Here is an 18,615-nt window from a genome sequence, read left to right on the forward strand (position 1 = left end):
TTTGTGACAAATCTACAAAGAAAGCTCAAAACTTCAATTTTCAAAATTGTACCAAATTTTTCAGATTTTATAAAATCAAATACAGCTTATTAATAATGATTTCTTAAATTTCAACATCGAAAAACCTTAGAAAAACCAAGCGATGAAAGAGAAAATACTAGTTAGCTATTCTGTTCCTAAAGAAGGACTTGTTGAATTAAATAAGCATTTCGAATTGATTTATCCCGTGAAGGAATTTTTTACAAATGATGAATTAATTGCTCTTGTTCCTGACTGTGTAGCTCTTTTGTCAATTTTTAATCGCGAAGTACCTAAAAAATTAATATCAGCTGGGAAAAATCTTAAGATGATTAGCAATTACGGTGTAGGCTTCAACAATATAGATATCGCAACTGCAAATCAGCAGAATATTTTAGTTTGTAATACACCTGATGCGGTATGTGAACCAACTGCCGAATTGTGTTTAGCATTAATGCTTTCATTAGGTAGAAGAGTTGCCGAGTGTCATCATGCTTTAATAAGCAATCCTGATTTTGAATGGGGTGTGATGAAAAATTTAGGCAATACCTTAAAAGGGAAAACTCTGGGAATTGTGGGAATGGGCAAAATTGGTAAATCTATCGCCCAAAAAGCTGAAGTTTTTGGCATGAAAATCCTTTATCACAACCGTAAACCCAAACTTGAATCCAAATATAAATATGCAGGTTTTGAGGAGTTACTATCTAAATCTGATCTTGTTTCCTTAAATTGTCCATTTACAGAACAAACCCATCATCTTATTGGTGTAAAAGAATTAAAGCTTATGAAAAACTCGGCTTTTCTAATCAATACCGCAAGAGGACCTGTTGTTGACGAACAAGCTCTGGTTGATGCACTCAAATCAAATACAATTGCAGGAGCAGCTTTGGATGTTTTCGAAAATGAACCAAAAATTCATCCTGAATTGTTAAAAATGAATAATGCTGTTCTGGTTCCTCATATTGGAACAGCTACAATAGAAACAAGGATTGAAATGGCTTGTGAAGCCAGTGAGAACATTATCTCTTATTTGATCCATAATAAAGAAAAGAATAGAGTAAATTAGATCGAATAAATCATTCATAATTGTATGTTATTAGCCATTGATATAGGAAACTCGAATGTTGTTTGCGGATTATCAGAAAACAACCATTGGACCGAACAGTTCAGAATTCACACTGTTGCCAATAAAACTGCCGATGAATACGAAGTTATTTACAGAACACTCCTTTCAAGCAGAAATGTAGACTTGAATCAAATAGACCGAATTGTTGTAAGCAGTGTGGTTCCTTCGCTGATATCACCAATACAAGAAATGATTAAAAAGCTATTTGGTCAGGAAGCTTTAATTTTAGGTCCGGAAATGTATCCTCATCTCGATATAGGCATTCAAAATCCATACGAAATTGGAACCGATTTGGTCGCCAATGCAGTTGCGGCTTACAGCAAATACCAGGGCAACTGTATTGTTGTTGATTTTGGTACAGCACTCACTTTTACTGCCATAAAAGCTGATGGCAATCTCTTAGGTGTAAGCATTGCTCCTGGATTAAAAACAGCTATGTCTTCTCTCTCTCAAAAAACTGCCAAACTGCCTAATGTTGACATTGCTGTTCCTCCTTCATGCATCGGTAAAAACACAACTCATGCCTTACAAGCTGGAATTGTAATGGGTTACAAAGGATTGGTGCAATATCTTTTAGAAGAGATTTGTAAAGAATTGGATGGTAAAACAACAATTATCGCAACAGGTGGTTTATCACAAGTCATGAGCTCAATTATCGATAAATTTGATCATCACGAACCGATGCTAACACTTGATGGATTAAAGATTATAGGAAATAAATTTCACAAATAATGGGAGTAGAAATAGAACGAAAATATCTGGTAAAAAAAGAGAAGTTGAACTTACCGGAACAGGGTAAAAAGTTAGTTCAGGGATATTTGTGGAGCGATCCTAACAAAAGCCTTCGTATTCGAATTGCAGACACCCAAGCATTCCTTACCATTAAAAGTGGAAATGATATTTTAAAACGAGCCGAATTCGAGTATGAAATTCCTTTGTATGATGCTAAAGAATTACTCCAAATGTGCGATGCTAAAATTGAAAAATCACGTTACCTGATTCCCCAAGACAATCTTACCTGGGAAATTGATGTTTTCGATGGAGCAAACAGAGGACTAATTGTGGCTGAAGTGGAACTCTCTAATGAAAATGAAGAAATCAATCTACCCAACTGGATTGACAAAGAAGTTAGCCAGGATTCTCGTTACTTGAATGTTTCTTTAATTAAAAATCCTTTCACTAAATGGTGATACACTCAAATCGGTAAAATCTAAAGATTTTGTTGGCTGGGGCAATATTGACTTGTAAATGCACTCTTGAATTTTAGTTCGAACATCCATTTTCATCAATTTGGTATTCGACTCATCGGGGCAAATTCTATTCGATAAAAAGATGTAAACCAAATCATACTTTGGATCTACCCAAACCATAGTTCCGGTAAAACCAGTATGCCCATAACTCGATGGAGATGCTTCCTTGCAGGTGGGTCCTCCTTCTTCTTCAGGATCTAAAAATGGTTTATCAAAACCAATTCCTCTTCGGTTTTCTCCATCAGGAAATGCACGAGAAGTAAATTTCTTTATGGTTTCCTCACTTATATACGTTTCTCCACCATAACTTCCATTCTGCAAATACATTTGAATTAATTTCGCAAGATCGCCCGCATTACCAAATAATCCTGCATGACCAGATACTCCACCCAACATTGCCGATGTAGGATCGTGAACGTATCCTTTCACCCATTGTTTCCTAAAAAACTTATCATTTTGTGTTGGCACAATTCTCTCCAAGCTAAATCTTTTCTTAGGATGATATCCCAAACTTCCTGCACCCAACATTCTGTAAAAATGCCTGCTTGTAAACTGATCCAAACTCTCATTAGAAGTTTCCTTTATCATTTCTCCCATCATGATAAAGCCTAAATCACTATATTTATACCCATTCTCTTCACGAAAATCCGAATCCAATATGTGTTGAATAATGGTATCCTTATAGTTCTTATGAATGAAGTACTTCTTTGCAATCTCAACCGAAAATTCCTCAGATTTTACATTGGAAAATATGCCTTTCTTAAATTTGTAATTTCTATCAATATAGAGACCATTTGCCACTTTCATACTGTAACGTCGGGAGTATCTTCTCCTAAAAAGCTGACCGTCAAAACTCGCAGAATCTACAGTTTCCCAATGGAAAGGTTTCCAACTTAACAGACGAGCTTCATGAGCTAAAATTTTCCTTAATATCAGGGTATCCTTATTCGTATTCTTCGCCTTGGTAAAATACTCGCCTAAATTTTTATCGATATCAATCCATCCTTCATCACTCAATTGCATCAAACTAGGTAGAGTAGCTGTTATTTTGGTGAGTGAAGCCAAATCATAAATATCCGGGTTTCTTACCTCAATCTTTTTGGCATAAGTATGGTGTCCGTATGATTTATTAAAAACGATTTTTCCTTTAGATGATACCAAAACCTGAGCTCCTGGTGTAGCTTTCTTTTTAATCGCATCTTTCACTATGGAATCAATCACATTCAATTTCAAAGTACTCAAGCCAACTTGTTCTGGCAATGCATATCCCAAACGATTTCGTGTACTCGGATATCCTGTTCCTACAGGAAACTTCTCGTTTATACTTACAGGCAGTTTTCCTTTGGCAGCTAATCCTCCAAAAATAATTTGCGCCGAAGCCATTTGTGCCTCTCTCGAGTCCTGATAGGAAATTACAATTCCCTCCAAATTATCCAGATCTTTATACAAATCCAAAGCATAAGGGTTGGCAAACAAATCAAAAATTACTTTTTTTTCTTTCGAGATATTGGATAAAAAATCTACAGTCTGACTAGTAACTCCAAATTTACGTGTAGCTCTCATATCGCTATCATGCTTGCTCACGATAATCAAATTGTACTTGTCCAATTTCTTCTGAAGCTTTTGATATTCTTCCTTAGAAGCACTCTTATCAATCTGATAAAAATCCATATCCGTATAGCGCCCTAAATATTCCTGAAATCTGTTACGAATAGATGCTCCCATAGCAACAGCAGCTATTTTAAGAGTATCCAAACGTTTTAATGGAAGTAGTTTATTTTCATTATTAACTATTGTTATGGCTTCCTCTGTCAGTTTTCTACATAAAATAAAACCCTCTTGCGTATTTAAACCTGACCAAAGTCTATTCATATCAACTGGCTTATACTGATTCAAACCAAGCCAATATTTAGCTTTTAATATTTTCTTACATTTTTGATTGATTTCGTCCCATGACAATTCACCTCTACCTATTGCCAATTTAATCTCATCCAAAGCAATTGCAACATCTTCGGTAAATAACAAAACGTCATTCCCTGCAATTAAGGCTTTAGCATCAACCACTCCTTTCGCATAAAATTTCCGAATGCCTTTCATGTTTAATGCATCAGTAAATACCAATCCATTAAAACCAAACTCCTCTTTAAGAACACCTGTAACAATTGGTTTCGATAAAGTTGCTACATGCTGCTCCCTATCCAAGGCAGGCACATTTAAATGAGATACCATAATCCCACCAATTCCCTGTTCAATTATTTTTTTAAATGGATACAACTCTATCGAATCTAAACGCAATCTGGAATGATTCACTATTGGCAAATCGTAATGAGAATCGGTATCCGTATCCCCATGACCAGGAAAATGCTTTCCTACTGGAATTATACCTGCATGTTGCATTCCCATTGCAAAAGCATATGATTTATTGGTAACATTGTATCTATCTTCACCAAAAGATCGACTGCTAATTACAGGATTGGCCGGATTGTTATTTACATCCATAACTGGAGAAAAATTAACATGAACTCCCAAACGCATGCATTCAGCACCAATCTGTTCGCCTAATTGATAAATCAGATCATTATCCTGAACTGCACCAAGCATCAGCTGACGCGGATAACTAATGGTTTGTTTCAATCGCATGCCCAAACCATTTTCAGCATCCATACCAATCCACATTGGAGTTTTCGACAAACTTTGATACCAATTGCTCAATTCTGCCTGCCTTCTAGGCTCTCCACTAAAAAATATGATTCCTCCTATTTGGTACTTGTTGACGAGGTTTGCTACTCGCTCTGAATCCTTTTTATTATTGTTGGAATAAGCCGCAATCATAAACAGTTGTGATATTCGCTCATCTTCGCTCATTGCCGAAAATACAGAATCAGCCCAAACATTTGATTTATTCAACTGATCAACAAACTGATACTGATCTTGAACGTAATTTTGAGCACTTGCATTTACAACAAGAACAACAGCTAAAATAAATAACAGAATCCTTTTCGGAGTATATATATCAATCATGAAAAATTCTCTTAAACCTAATAATACCGCGGTATAACAAAATTATAAATACCCTTTTAATAAAGAGAATGATTCATCATTAAAATTATTGGATTGATAAATTATTATAGGAAAGAAATTTGATTTTGCTGGCAAAAATAGAATGCAAAAGAAAAAGGGGCACTGCCCCTTCTCAATTACTTACAACTAAAACCATATTTAAAACTTGACATTGGATCGAATCAAGCTGAATATGCGAACTAAACATCATTTTTAATCGGTCTTATCATCCGACTTCAATAGTAAATGTATTCCAAGAATAATAGATAAACAAGTGTCAAGTTTGCCAAGTTTATTTAATTGAACGTAATATTACAATTAACTTTTAAAACAATTCTAATAACACCTCCCGAATCACTACTTATTCGGGAGTTTCACCACGTTTCAATTTTGATTTTAGTGAATAATTTCTTACTTTGAATCATCACCCAATATTAAATATCTGCTTATGAAAAAGTCAATTCTACTTATCCACCTACTGGTTTTCAGCATGATTCTTTCAAGCCAAATTAAAGAGAGTATTCAAATCGACATAGATCCTCAAGCCAATATTAGTGCTTCTATCTCTCTTCCTCAAGATCTGGTTCAATTCAACAGAATCGATGATTGGTTAGCTTCCAACAATGAGATAAACCTTGATTTTATTAATCATACAAGTAACAAGATTTTGATAAAAAGACAAACCGTTATCAACCTTAGTAAAGCAGAATCAGTATTTAAAACCAAAATGTTTTACTCTTTACATATCCAGAATGAAAAAGATAAAATCCTAATCGAAATTAAAGATATTTATTACGAATCCTACCCAGAATATGGCAAACAGGGCACGCCTTCAATTATCACCTATCCTTCGGACTGGTATTCAAAAAAGAAGTTGTACAAAAAATCAGGTAAAGAGCGTTGGTTAAATGCAATTGTGAAACAAAATACAATCGATAAAAGCAGTGAAATTCTCAACGAAGCTCTTGCATTTATTTACTAATTATTGCACTTACAATTGGATTCTTTAGTCCTTAATAAATTAACTGCCGTGATAATCTCGTTTATTGCGGCATCTATTTCGTCGGTTGTCGTATATTTTCCAACTGACAATCTCAAGGTTCCCATTGCATATTCAACAGGTATTTTCATTGCTGCTAAAGTAGCTGAAACTTTTACCGAATCGGTATGACATGCTGCTCCTGCTGATGCGGCAATATTTTTCATTTTTGCCAATATATCTCCAGCACTCAAATTTTTAAATGAGACACTTAATGTATTTGGCAAGCAAAACTCCTTATTTCCATTAAAACGAAGATCTCCTAAATGTTCTATGCCCGATTTTAGTTGTTGAATCAATTCTCTCTCTTTTTTAATTCTCTTGTCAGGCTCTTGCATAGCCAATTCTGCAGCACTCCCTAATCCGGCAATTTCCAGAATATTTTCAGTTCCTGCTCTTCTGTTTGATTCATGATCGGCACCATGAATTAGTTTTTGCAATTGAATTCCTTCCCGGATATACAAAACACCAATTCCCTTAGGTCCATAAAACTTATGCCCTGCAACTGTTAACAAATCAACTCCTAAAGCTTTAACATCAACGGGTACTTTCCCAACTGCTTGTGCACAATCCGAGTGCAATACAATTCCTTTTTCTTTAGCTATTGAGGATATTTCAGCTATTGGTTGCAGAGTTCCAACTTCGTTATTGGCATACATTACCGATATCAATATGGTTTCTGATCGAATAGCATTCCTCACATCTTCAATTCTCACTCGCCCAGTTTCATCAACAGGTAAGTACGTGATCTCAAACCCCTGAGATTCTACAAACTTACAAACTTCAATAATAGCTGGGTGCTCAATTTGGGTAGTTATGATGTGATTTCCCTTATCGCGATTAGCAAATGCATATCCTTTTAAGGCATAATTATTAGATTCGCTACCGCCGCTTGTAAATACAATTTCGCTAGAATCACAATTTAACAATTTGGCAAGTTTACTTCGAGAGGTCTCAACGGCACTTTTTGTTTTCTGTCCAAACCAATGTGAACTTGACGGATTCCCAAAAAACTCGCTTAAGTAAGGTTTCATTGCCTCTGCAACCTCAGGAGCTACAGGTGTTGTTGCATTATAATCAAGATAAATCATTTATATAGTATTAAGCTATTTTACAATTTTAAATTCTGTTCTTCTATTTCTGGACCTGCCAATTTCATTGGCATTTGTATCAATTGGTTTATACGAAGCATATCCTTTGTAAGTCAACCTGTCTTTCGAGATTCCTTTCATAATTAGATAATCACAAACCGATTTTGCACGATTCTTAGACAAATTTAAATTGTGTTCTTCACTACCAGTATTATCTGTGTGTCCACCAATTTCTATTTTCAAATTACTTTGATTTTTCAACAGCTCAACCAAACGATTCAATTCTAATTCCGATTTTGGCAGAATTTTCCATGAGTCCAAATTGAAAAACACATTTCGAAGTACAACTTCATTTCCAACATTCAATTTGTGTAAAGGAATATCCAACTCCTGCGGACTAGATTTCTCTTTTTCATCGAATAGAGAAAAATGATCGGAATAAAACAAATATCCTTCACTTTCTGCGGAAAACAAATATTCTCTGCCTGCAGGCAAACAAACCAGATAATTTCCATTTATTCTATCCGAATTGATTTGAGCAATGGTATCCTTTGTTGCCAAATCAATCAATTGTAAGGAAGCAAATAATTTCTTTTTCGATACCGCATCGAACACTTTTCCTTTTAGCCACGAAACTGCAGGAGGTTGATGCTCTAATGGTAAATCAAATATAAAAATATCTTTTCCTTTACCTTCCAATCTATCCGAAGAAAAATAGGCTTTATCACTTTTTGCATTGATCACCAATCCCAGCTCATCACCAAATGTATTGATAGGATAACCCAAATTCACAGGTTTAGTCCACATCTTTCCCTTATCAGAAGTACTCTTATACAAATCAAATCCACCCATTCCCTTCATTCCATCCGATGCAAAGATCAAATATTCATTGCTAGCGTGAATAAATGGCGACATTTCATTATCTCTGGTATTTACAGGTAAATTAATAGGTTGAGACCATCTCTGTCGACCATTTGACAATATTTCCAAGAGTGTAGACTGATAAATATCCATTTTACCTTTTCCTGTTTTTCGGTTGCTCACAAAATATAAAATGCGTCCATCAGCAGAAATACTTGGTTGAGCATCCCAAGCAGCAGAATTAACTGGCTTTCCCAGGTTTATCGGTTTCGACCATTCTTCACCTTCCTTAATCGAATAGTAAATATCACAGCGCCCCAATCCCTGCTTCCGATCACAAGCTGTAAAATACATGTATCTACCGTCGGCGGTAATACTTTGGGCACCTTCGTTATTACTTGTATTTATTGTTGTTGATAAAGTCTGTGCTGGTCGCCAGGTAGAATCGTTTCGAAACGAAACCCAAAAATCCTCCTGTCTCTTAACTCTAATTTCTTTCCCTAAGTTTTCAATTGGACTCAAACGGGTAAAAACAAGAATTTCTTCATCTGCTGTTAAGCTTGGCCAATATTCATCAAATTCAGAATTTACACCATCTCCAAGATTAATTGGATGAAATTCAACAGGATTTTTCATCATTTCAATCGCAAAATTACAATTATCCAATCGTCTTACAGCCAATTTCTTGTTCCTCGACGAGATCTTTGGAAAGGACAGGAAGTCCTTGTATTTCTTCTTTGCTTTTTCATATTTTCCAACTTTCAAATAGGAATTTGCCAGATTAAAATGAACATTTGGAAAATAAACTGCATCAATTTCAATTGCTCTTTTATAAGCTTCTATTTCCAAATCACTTTTCCCTAAGCTGTGCAATACATCAGCCTTAAAAAGCCAAGCCTCTATAAATTTTGGATTCTGTTTGATGGCTTGTTCCAATAGCTGAAGTGTTTTCTCATTATCCCTGTTTCGATAAGATTCCCCTGCCGATTCGTAAAGCGAAATTGCCTTTCGGGATTTAATGCTGTATTTTTTTTGAGAAGAAAGTGGAAGCACAAAAACAAACAGCAATATAAATAGAATAGAATATTTCATTATTAAAGATCAACTTAAATAAATAACTTCCAAAATCCTGAAAAAACAGCAATAATCGAAAAAATAGCAAGCATTACACTGGAAATAATTAATGCTCTTTTTTCTGATCTCCGTATTGATATTACAAGTAATAACAATGACACAATACCAAAAATTGCATAATAGTTTTGATATCCAAATTCCAACAACTCGGTAAGTCCAAATAAAGCTCTTGTTTTGCCCCAAGTTATAGACATATACCTTACCCAGAGCTCGTAATTTACCTTAATTGTAAGACAAATACTTATTGTACTTAGTACAATTGAGAAAATTGCGAATTTACTTTTCATCATTTATCGAATAAGGTCTTAAATCAAATTTTATCGATGACAAATTTCCGAGTACAAACAAGTTCTGCAAACATCCTGATTTTCTACTTGTAAAAACGGAACTTTCGGATTAAAAAGTTCCTCAATCAGCTCTTTCAACGAGTCTGTAAATTCTTGCTTATAGACTCTGTAATCAGCAACAGGTACAGGTTTCCCTCTTCCCTCTTTTTGTGATAAGATGCAATTGAACTTTCCTCCAAAGAACTCTTTCAAGCTATACACTCCAGGTGAAATTGCTTCTGCAGCTCTGGTTTTATCCTCGTAAAACAAGCAATACAAAAAGGTTTGAAATGCAGCTTTATTTCTATTCTTACCCTCTTTTTCGAACAAAGAATCAATATCTCTAAAAAATAAATCAGCTTTACCCGTCTTATAATCCAAAATTCTGATGGTATCATTTACCTTATCTACACGGTCAATTAGTCCACTAATATTCGCTTTTCTATCTTTCGATATTGGAATCTGTATTTTATATGTATCCTCCAAAGACAGAATTTGAAAAGGCGCAAATTGCTGATCCAAAACCAAAATTCTATCAATGTATTTTATCAGAATATCGAATATTAACAAGTTTCTACCTGATATTTCCAATGTTTGTTCCTCAGAAATGTGAAAGTAATTTTTGCGGAAAGATTCTCTTAAGGTCTCTTCAATCCTGTCTTTATCCTTTCGTAATATTTCTAAATCTTCCTTTTCTAAATTCTTACCGACATAAGGTTTGTACAGTTCCTCAAGAGTATCATGAAATAGATTCCCGAATGTGGGCGGATCGATCTCTTCCAACACCGCATCAGGCTCTTTTAATCCAGCCAAATATTTAAAATAGAAGCTTAAAGGGCAAGCCAAATAAGTATTTAAAGCCGATGGAGAAAAACTTCTGAAACTATCACCACAATATTCATTCAGACGATTTAAAATTCTCTGATTCTTAGCAACAGAAATTGGTTTTCCTTCTTTTAAAGAGATATCGTATCCAGGACTACTCTCGGTAATCTTAAAATCAGACTCGTATTTTAATTGATACAAAAATCGACTCATTTCACCAGTTCTTATGCCATCACTTTGTGTGGAATACAATAACTTAATATCATCGGCACGCTGAATTAATCTGTAAAAATAATAGGCAAAAATCGCATCCTGATGATCGATTGTTGGCATCCCAAATCCTTTACGTAAGTGATATGGAACAAAGGAATTGGCAGCTCCTGTTTTGGGCAGTTTTCCTTCATTCATCGATAGTACCACAATCTTCTTAAAATCGAGCAAACGTGTCTCCAAAATCCCCATTACCTGCAAACCTGCCAATGGTTCTCCTTCAAAAGGAATGCTTAAGGATTGAATCATTTTCTCCAAAATTTTGAAGAAAGTATCCTGTTGTATATCAATTTCATGCTGATCGAGCAATCCTTTCAATCTCTTAATAGCGAGAAATAAATGATAAATATACTCCTGCTCTATCTTATCAACCAGCGATTTTTCCTCATCTTCAGACTCCAATCGCTGATATACATTTTGCAACAAATTCAACAAGTACAAAGCAAATTTCTCAACATCACCCACAGGTGTGAAAAGACCTTCCAACACCTCATCTCCTTTAAGACTACTTTGCGAAACCTTAATTTTATTTGTTTTTAAAATTTCCTGAGTGAGCTTGTGAGCCAAATCTGGATTTACCGAATTCAAATACTGATGATTCAGCAATGCCAAAACCTGCTTGTGGTGGAACTCATATTCTCGCCCTGCTTTTTTAGCACTTTTCTGCAGTTCAATGACTAATCGTAACAAACTAGCTACCGGCGTATTTTTTGCCGGATATCCCATAGTTACATTCACATTCTCTATGCTTTCAGGAATGGAATGCAAAACTGGCAATAACAATTCCTCATCCGCCAAAACTATTGCAGTTTCCTCTAAAGCGACATCAGAGTCTTTGCAAAATTTTTCAACTACTGAATGAGCATATTTTGCTTGTCCTACTTCCGAAGAAAGAGATACAAATTCAACTTTAGCATTGTTTTCTTTAATACTATTAAAGGTCACATTGGTTTTTGGTGATGGAAATCTCTTTAAATTATCTCTCAAAAATAATCCTGCTTCATGATATGGATTCTTTAGATAAGATTCATCATAATCCCAATAAAAATCAGCAATATCCATCTTTTTTAATTGAGCAAACAAATCTATTTCACATCTGTTAAGTGCATTAAACCCGACAAATATGATTCGTTTTGCCTCAATTTGAATTTCTCCTGATTCTAATCGATCTACTAAACTTCTCGAAGCCATTCCCTCAAAAGCCAATCCCTCCGATTCCAATTCCTTTCTAAAATCAGAATAGATATGAAATAGATTTTCCCAAAGATTAACGAATTCTTTCTGATGTTCGGAATATTTTTCTGGTCGAAATGTGCTCCAAAAGGATTGAATTGCCTGAACCTGTTCCTCATCCAAATAATCAAAAAGGTTATCAATCTCTTTTTCCTCAGCTAAATTTTGAAACAAATGTTCCGCATTTACTCTGTATTTATCCAAATCATCGAAATCGCCCAGAAGCATCTCTCCCCAATGATAGAATTCATCGAAGCTCTCACTTACTTTCATTCTCTTAATGTAGATCTTATACAACCTAAAAAGCAATCCAAGATTATCCTCAATCTGATATTTTGAAAGTGATCGAAAAAACTCGCTAATGGTATGAACTTTCGGAGCCCAAAGAGGTTTCTCTACAAGTTCATTTAAATATTTCGAAAAGAACAATCCCGCTCGACGATTTGGAAACACCAATATACAATCAGATAGTTCATTAGAATACTTTGAATAAAGCTCTTTAGTTATTTGTTGTAAGAATGAGTTCATATATAATTTTAATGTGAAAATAAAAAATGTACCTGGTTAATTTAAGAGATTAAGGCACAGTAAACATTCCAGAAAACAAATAGTCTCTTTTAACTCTTTTAAAAGAAAAAAATAAACCATATGATCCTTCAGGAGCCTCTTTACATTTTATTGTATAACCAATTCTAATTATGCTATCATTGGAATAAGATGAAAAATCTTTATTCGTTAAGGAATCTAGATGCATCAGTTCCTTTAAGTGATTCTTAAAAATCATTTTTGCATCATAGTAGTCATTTTTTGTCTTAAAATTAGTATTACAATCAACACATTGAATTGTATCTAATGACTTCTTTGTTAAATATGCTAGATTCTTATTTTCCATTGCAGAAGCAAATTCAAACCATAAACTATCTACAATTTGCTTATTACTTAAATAGCTGTCAAACCTTCCATATGGAAGCACTATATCTATATTCTCCGATTGAAACATTCCATTCGGATTTAAACCTGGTTTACCTTCAGGAATTTCAACACCTAATTTTTGATAATAGTCAATCCAAAATGGGAGAAATTCATCCGATTCAGGAGCTTTGAAAGTCATTGGATTTAATTTAAAAACTTCGCTAGAATCAGATGTATTCACAAACATTTCATAAATCAATTCGGAACAATAGTAATTTGAATCTCCAATTATATACACATTATCGTAGGGAGCCCCAATCAAACTTTTACCATAGTCTAAGGCAGATTGTATTTTATTGGAATACTCCGATCTTAATCTCCCAACTGCAACTTTAGGGTTGCCGTTTGCATCTGTATTTCTATTCAAAAAGGAATCAATCGGTGTATAGCTAACGCCTTTTGATATTGCTTCCAGAACAAATACCTCTCCCTTTTCATTCAAATCCACTATTCCAATGTGCGAGAAATTCAATTGCTCCTTTCCTCCTGTTACTGATTCTATTGCATCACTTATGGAGTCAGAATCTAAATCCTGAAAAATCAAATCACCTTTCTGTAAATCAAAATGCGTTTTTTTTTGTAAATTATTGCAGCTTATAAATGTAGCTAAAGTAAGAATAGCAAAGGCTAATCGGAGCAAAGACATAATTAAAGTATTTGATGTTTCTGAATGCAAAACTAAAGTACTTGGAACTCTCTACAAATAAAAAATTATAGAAGTATTTTTTTATTCACTGTTAAACAAAATCAGCTCATAGAAAAACTCTATGAGTACATTAGAAAAAAAAATGACCTTTTCGTCTTTTATTCGATATTTGATATCTTGAAACATTTCAAAATTAATACATTTGTTTAAGTGACAACAAAAATCAGATAAGAACAACAAACAACTCTATGGATAAATTTAGTTTTTTGGGTAATAGTGAAATCGAATACATTGATGAACTCTACCAATCCTATAAAAATGATCCCGAATCTGTCGAAGAAAGTTGGAGAACCTTTTTCCAGGGTTTTGATTTTGCATCGGCTAAATTTCCGGTAAAGCAGACTTCGGTTTCAGATAATGCACCTGCAAGCGAATCGATGAGCAAGGAATTCAATGTGATGAATTTGATTCAGGCGTATCGTCAGCGTGGACACCTGTTCACAAAGACAAATCCGGTTCGTACTCGCAGAAAATATTTCCCTACTCTTGACATCGAAAATTTCGATTTATCCGAATCCGATTTAGAAACCGTATTTCATGCTGGTAAAGAAATTGGAATTGGAGTTGCCAAATTGAAAGATATTGTGGCTCATTTGCAAGAGACCTATTGTAAATCGATTGGTGCGGAATATGTATTTGTGAGACATCCGCAAATGTTGCGATGGTTGCAGAAAAAGATGGAGAGCTCTAAGAATACTCCACAATTTACGGAAGAACAACGCAAGCACATTTACTATCATCTGAAAATGGCTGTTGGATTCGAGAACTACATTCACAAAAAATTCGTTGGTCAGAAACGATTCTCCTTAGAAGGTGCCGAAACCTTAATTCCTGCATTAGATGCAATGATTGAACGAGGTGCTGAGCTTGGAGTTCAGGAGTTCATTTTTGGAATGGCACATCGCGGAAGATTAAATATACTCGCTAATATTTTGGAGAAACCTTACGAGAATATCTTCAAAGAATTTGTTGGTGAGGAATTCGAAGAGGACATTGCTTTAGGTGATGTAAAATATCATTTGGGCTATGGAAATACCGTTAAAACGGATGATGGAAGTGAAGTGAAATTACATTTGGCTCCGAATCCATCGCATCTGGAAACTGTTGGTGCTGTTGTTCAGGGAATTTCTCGTTCAAAAATAGATAACGATTATTCCGGGGATCAGGATAAATTGGTTCCTGTTGTGATACATGGTGATGCGGCTATTGCTGGTCAGGGAATTGTTTACGAAACAGTTCAGATGTCTCAGTTGAAAGGATATAAAACAGGTGGAACCATCCATTTGGTCATCAACAATCAGGTTGGATTTACAACCAATTACCTGGATGCCAGATCGAGTACGTATTGTACCGACGTTGCGAAGGTAACCAGATCTCCTGTATTCCATGTGAATGGGGATGATGTGGAAGCCTTAATTTTCACGATTAAATTAGCAATGGAATATCGTCAGGAATTCAATACCGACGTTTTCATTGATATTCTTTCGTACAGAAAATACGGACACAACGAAGGAGACGAACCTCGCTTCACTCAACCAATATTGTATAAGGAAATTGCTAAACATAAGAATCCACGAGATCTTTATGCAAATCATCTTATCGAAAAGGGAGTTTACACACCTTCGGAAATTAAAGATATAAACACGAATTATAACAAATTGTTAGATCACAAATTTGAGCTTTCAAAAACATTCGACAAGGTTATTATTCAACCATTCCTGGATAACTATTATGAAGGAATAAGATATTCTTGTGATTCTGATTTTGAAAGCTCACCTGAAACGGGTGTAAATAAAAAATCTTTACTGAATCTGGCTGATAAAATTACCCATCTGCCTGATGACCTCCATTTTTTCAAAAAAATCGGTAAGCTTATGTCCGATAGAAAAAATATGGTTACCAATGACCGAATGGACTGGGCAATGGGTGAGCTATTGGCTTATTCGAGCTTGTTATCCGAAGGTAATTCGGTAAGAATTAGCGGACAGGATTCGGAACGAGGAACTTTCTCGCACCGTCATGCAGCTTTGGTTATCGAAGAGACGGATAAAAAATATTTCCCTCTTAAAAATATAGACAAAGATCAAGCTCCATTTCATGTTTACAATTCATCTTTGAGTGAATATGGTGTGCTTGGTTATGAATATGGATATGCAATGGCGCATCCTTCTGGATTGACCATTTGGGAAGCTCAATTTGGAGATTTCCACAATGTTGCTCAGGCTGTAATTGATCAATACATCAGTGCTGCTGAAGACAAATGGGGAATTAAGAATGGTTTGGTTATGTATCTTCCTCATGGATATGAAGGACAAGGTGCAGAACATTCAAGTGCAAGAATGGAACGTTTCCTTACTCTTTGTGCCAATAACAACATGCAAATTACCAATCCTACAACTCCAGCCAACTTGTTTCACATGTTAAGACGACAAGTTAAACGTGAGATTCGTGTACCATTAATTTGCTTCTCTCCTAAGAGTTTACTGCGTCATCCAGCTTGTATGTCGAGTATGGATGAATTAGCAAAAGGGCATTTTCAGGAGGCAATTGATGATGACAATGTAATTGCTGAAGAGGTTCGAAGAGTAGTTTTCTGTTCGGGTAAGATCTATTACGATTTATTAGCTCAAAAAGAAAAGTTGAATGCTCAGGATATCGCCTTGGTGCGTATCGAACAATTGTATCCGTTCCCACACAAACAAGTTGATCAAATTTTAGAAAGATATCCAAACGCAATCCTTCATCTTTGGGTTCAGGAAGAACCGGAAAATATGGGTGCTTGGCAGTTTGTAAATTACGAGTTCAAGTACAAGGATGTAAAATTGGTTCCTGTTGCACGTCAGGCTAGCGGTAGTCCTGCTACAGGATTGGCTAAGATTCACATGCTTGGACAAAACGAAATCATCAACAAGGTATTTAGAAAGTGCGATTGTGATCGCAAGCTAAAATATTGTGGATTACAATGTGTAGAAGGAAGTTCTCATGAGGAAATCCTTCAAACTCACGAATATTTCGAAGAAAAAAAGAGCAAGTTGTTAATGTAAATCAAAAAGACACAAGTATAAAGAACAAAGTATCAAGACAACTCACGCAAGACATCAAACTCTATCTTGATACTTTATACTCTTTACTTGATACTAAAAACAATAACATATTCAAATGATTGAAATAAAAATACCTAGTCCGGGAGAATCCATTTCCGAAGTAGAAATAGCCAGTTGGTTTGTTGCCGATGGTGATATTGTTGAGAAAGATCAAGACATTGCTGAGATTGAATCAGATAAAGCCACACTTACTTTGGTTGCTGATGAAGGAGGGAAAATCCAGATTCTTGCACAGGAAGGCGATACTGTTGAAGTTGGATCGGTTGCTTGTAAAATCGACACTAGCTTTGCAGGTGAAGCTCCAGCAAAGGCTGAAACTAAAAAAGAAGAGGCTACAGCTAAAGTAGCGGAACCTTTAGCTGCTGAAAGCAAGAAGGTAGAATCAGACAATTTCAAGGATGTGAAAATCTCTCCTATTGCAAAAAAGCTAATGGAAGAAAATCAACTTTCGGTTGATGATGTAATTGCAGGATTGCAGAGATTATCGAAAAAAGACATTCAAGCGGTAGTCGAGAATAAAAACAATCAGCCTGTTGCTGCTGAACCAAAAAGTATTTCTCGCGATCAGAAGCGTACAAAAATGACCAATCTTCGAAAGAAGTTGAGTGCACGCTTGGTATCGGTAAAGAACGAAACTGCTATGTTGACCACTTTTAACGAGGTGGACATGAGTGCAGTTATGGAAATGAGAAAAAAATACCAGAAGAAGTTTGTGGAAACTCACGATATCAAACTGGGATTCATGTCCTTTTTTACAAAAGCAGCTTCAGAAGCTTTAAAATTGCATCCGGCAGTTAACTCAATGATTGATGGAGATGAAATTGTAACACCTGAATATGCTGATATTGCCATTGCAGTTCAAACTCCTAAAGGATTAATGGTCCCTGTAATCAGAAATACCGAGAGCTTAGGTCTAGCCGATATTGAAAAGAACTTAATGGCTTTGGCAAACAAAGCTCGCACAGGTAAAATTAGCCTGGATGAAATGACTGGCGGTACTTTTACCATTACAAATGGTGGAGTTTTTGGCTCTTTATTGAGTACGCCTATTATTAATCCTCCACAATCGGGGATTTTAGGAATGCACAATATCGTGGAACGTCCTGTTGCTGTAAATGGCAAGGTTGAAATTCGCCCAATGATGTACATTGCCCTATCCTACGATCATCGTGTAATTGATGGTAAGGATTCGGTTGGTTTCCTTGTAAAAATTAAAGAAATGATTGAAAACCCACACAAGATGCTATTCGATGGTAAAGATCCGGATAGTTTGTTGTTGGGATTATAATATTTAATTTACCCATACCTTAGGGACATGCCATGGCATGTCCCTTTTTTTATTTCCAAACCATTTATCCTTCATTATTTTTTCCTAATTTCGCACACAAGTTCAAGCGATTACAAAAGGTCATGAGATTTAAAAAAGAATTAAGAAAAAGATACCCGTGAATATTACTAAGGATGTTGCCTCAATGTCCTTCCAATAGCTATGCTTTTCTCCATAGCTCTAATCTTACATTTATTTATTGCATTTAAAAGTTCCGACATCATTAGTGTCGTAGCTAATTGTATGCGCACATTTTTAATTCTGCCGAAGAAA

11 protein-coding genes are annotated in these 18,615 nt (G+C 35.3%); 6 read left to right on the forward strand and 5 right to left on the reverse strand.

The window, feature by feature from the left end; translation table 11 throughout:
• The first annotated feature begins 142 nt into the window (after positions 1-142).
• The 3 genes from GCQ56_RS09805 to GCQ56_RS09815 are packed head-to-tail and all read left to right on the forward strand — an operon-like array spanning position 143 to position 2,334.
• Positions 143-1,084 carry an NAD(P)-dependent oxidoreductase gene (locus tag GCQ56_RS09805; protein WP_152734294.1) on the forward strand — a complete coding sequence of 314 codons (942 nt, stop codon included), beginning with the start codon at positions 143-145 and terminating at the stop codon, positions 1,082-1,084.
• A gap of 24 nt (positions 1,085-1,108) precedes the next feature.
• Positions 1,109-1,876 carry a type III pantothenate kinase gene (locus tag GCQ56_RS09810; protein WP_152734295.1) on the forward strand — a complete coding sequence of 256 codons (768 nt, stop codon included), beginning with the start codon at positions 1,109-1,111 and terminating at the stop codon, positions 1,874-1,876.
• Positions 1,876-2,334, forward strand: coding sequence for a CYTH domain-containing protein (locus GCQ56_RS09815; RefSeq protein WP_152734296.1), 459 nt, complete (start codon positions 1,876-1,878; stop codon positions 2,332-2,334). The genes GCQ56_RS09810 and GCQ56_RS09815 overlap by 1 nt, the downstream gene beginning before the upstream one ends.
• Here the strand turns inward: GCQ56_RS09815 and GCQ56_RS09820 are convergent.
• On the reverse strand, positions 2,305-5,415 hold the full coding sequence (locus GCQ56_RS09820; RefSeq protein WP_152734297.1) for a glycoside hydrolase family 3 N-terminal domain-containing protein: 3,111 nt from the start codon (positions 5,413-5,415) through the stop codon (positions 2,305-2,307). The two genes, GCQ56_RS09815 and GCQ56_RS09820, sit on opposite strands and share 30 nt — an antisense overlap.
• A gap of 487 nt (positions 5,416-5,902) precedes the next feature.
• On the opposite strand from GCQ56_RS09820, the gene GCQ56_RS09825 reads away from it, so the two are divergent.
• Positions 5,903-6,436, forward strand: a complete 534-nt coding sequence (locus tag GCQ56_RS09825) for a hypothetical protein (protein ID WP_152734298.1) — start codon at positions 5,903-5,905, stop codon at positions 6,434-6,436.
• Here GCQ56_RS09825 and GCQ56_RS09830 read toward each other — a convergent pair.
• The 4 genes from GCQ56_RS09830 to GCQ56_RS09845 form a co-directional block, all read right to left on the reverse strand.
• On the reverse strand, positions 6,433-7,584 hold the full coding sequence (locus GCQ56_RS09830) for a cysteine desulfurase family protein (protein WP_152734299.1): 1,152 nt from the start codon (positions 7,582-7,584) through the stop codon (positions 6,433-6,435). The two genes, GCQ56_RS09825 and GCQ56_RS09830, sit on opposite strands and share 4 nt — an antisense overlap.
• Before the next feature lie 15 nt (positions 7,585-7,599).
• Positions 7,600-9,537 carry an OmpA family protein gene (locus tag GCQ56_RS09835; RefSeq protein ID WP_152734300.1) on the reverse strand — a complete coding sequence of 646 codons (1,938 nt, stop codon included), beginning with the start codon at positions 9,535-9,537 and terminating at the stop codon, positions 7,600-7,602.
• A 359-nt stretch (positions 9,538-9,896) separates the two neighbouring features.
• On the reverse strand, positions 9,897-12,761 hold the full coding sequence (locus tag GCQ56_RS09840; RefSeq protein WP_152734301.1) for a PD-(D/E)XK nuclease family protein: 2,865 nt from the start codon (positions 12,759-12,761) through the stop codon (positions 9,897-9,899).
• A gap of 49 nt (positions 12,762-12,810) precedes the next feature.
• Complete coding sequence (locus tag GCQ56_RS09845) at positions 12,811-13,851, reverse strand: YiiX/YebB-like N1pC/P60 family cysteine hydrolase (protein WP_152734302.1); 1,041 nt, start codon at positions 13,849-13,851, stop codon at positions 12,811-12,813.
• Between the two features lie 248 nt (positions 13,852-14,099).
• Between GCQ56_RS09845 and GCQ56_RS09850 the strand changes: the two genes are divergently transcribed.
• Entirely contained in the window at positions 14,100-16,955 is a 2,856-nt protein-coding gene (locus GCQ56_RS09850; RefSeq protein WP_152734303.1) for a 2-oxoglutarate dehydrogenase E1 component, read from the forward strand.
• Positions 16,956-17,070: 115 nt separating this feature from the next.
• Complete coding sequence (odhB, locus tag GCQ56_RS09855; protein WP_152734304.1) at positions 17,071-18,303, forward strand: 2-oxoglutarate dehydrogenase complex dihydrolipoyllysine-residue succinyltransferase; 1,233 nt, start codon at positions 17,071-17,073, stop codon at positions 18,301-18,303.
• Positions 18,304-18,615 lie beyond the last annotated feature (312 nt).

The organism is Marinifilum sp. N1E240 (genome assembly GCF_009295825.1).
GTDB lineage: Bacteria > Bacteroidota > Bacteroidia > Bacteroidales > Marinifilaceae > Marinifilum_A > Marinifilum_A sediminis.

Bases quoted from the DNA above. Each gene is read 5' to 3' on its own strand.
- GCQ56_RS09805 (WP_152734294.1), top strand. From the start codon at position 143: ATGAAAGAGAAAATACTAGTTAGCTATTCTGTTCCTAAAGAAGGACTT.
- GCQ56_RS09810 (WP_152734295.1), top strand. From the start codon at position 1,109: ATGTTATTAGCCATTGATATAGGAAACTCGAATGTTGTTTGCGGATTA.
- GCQ56_RS09815 (WP_152734296.1), top strand. From the start codon at position 1,876: ATGGGAGTAGAAATAGAACGAAAATATCTGGTAAAAAAAGAGAAGTTG.
- GCQ56_RS09820 (WP_152734297.1), bottom strand. From the start codon at position 5,415: ATGATTGATATATATACTCCGAAAAGGATTCTGTTATTTATTTTAGCT.
- GCQ56_RS09825 (WP_152734298.1), top strand. From the start codon at position 5,903: ATGAAAAAGTCAATTCTACTTATCCACCTACTGGTTTTCAGCATGATT.
- GCQ56_RS09830 (WP_152734299.1), bottom strand. From the start codon at position 7,584: ATGATTTATCTTGATTATAATGCAACAACACCTGTAGCTCCTGAGGTT.
- GCQ56_RS09835 (WP_152734300.1), bottom strand. From the start codon at position 9,537: ATGAAATATTCTATTCTATTTATATTGCTGTTTGTTTTTGTGCTTCCA.
- GCQ56_RS09840 (WP_152734301.1), bottom strand. From the start codon at position 12,761: ATGAACTCATTCTTACAACAAATAACTAAAGAGCTTTATTCAAAGTAT.
- GCQ56_RS09845 (WP_152734302.1), bottom strand. From the start codon at position 13,851: ATGTCTTTGCTCCGATTAGCCTTTGCTATTCTTACTTTAGCTACATTT.
- GCQ56_RS09850 (WP_152734303.1), top strand. From the start codon at position 14,100: ATGGATAAATTTAGTTTTTTGGGTAATAGTGAAATCGAATACATTGAT.
- odhB (WP_152734304.1), top strand. From the start codon at position 17,071: ATGATTGAAATAAAAATACCTAGTCCGGGAGAATCCATTTCCGAAGTA.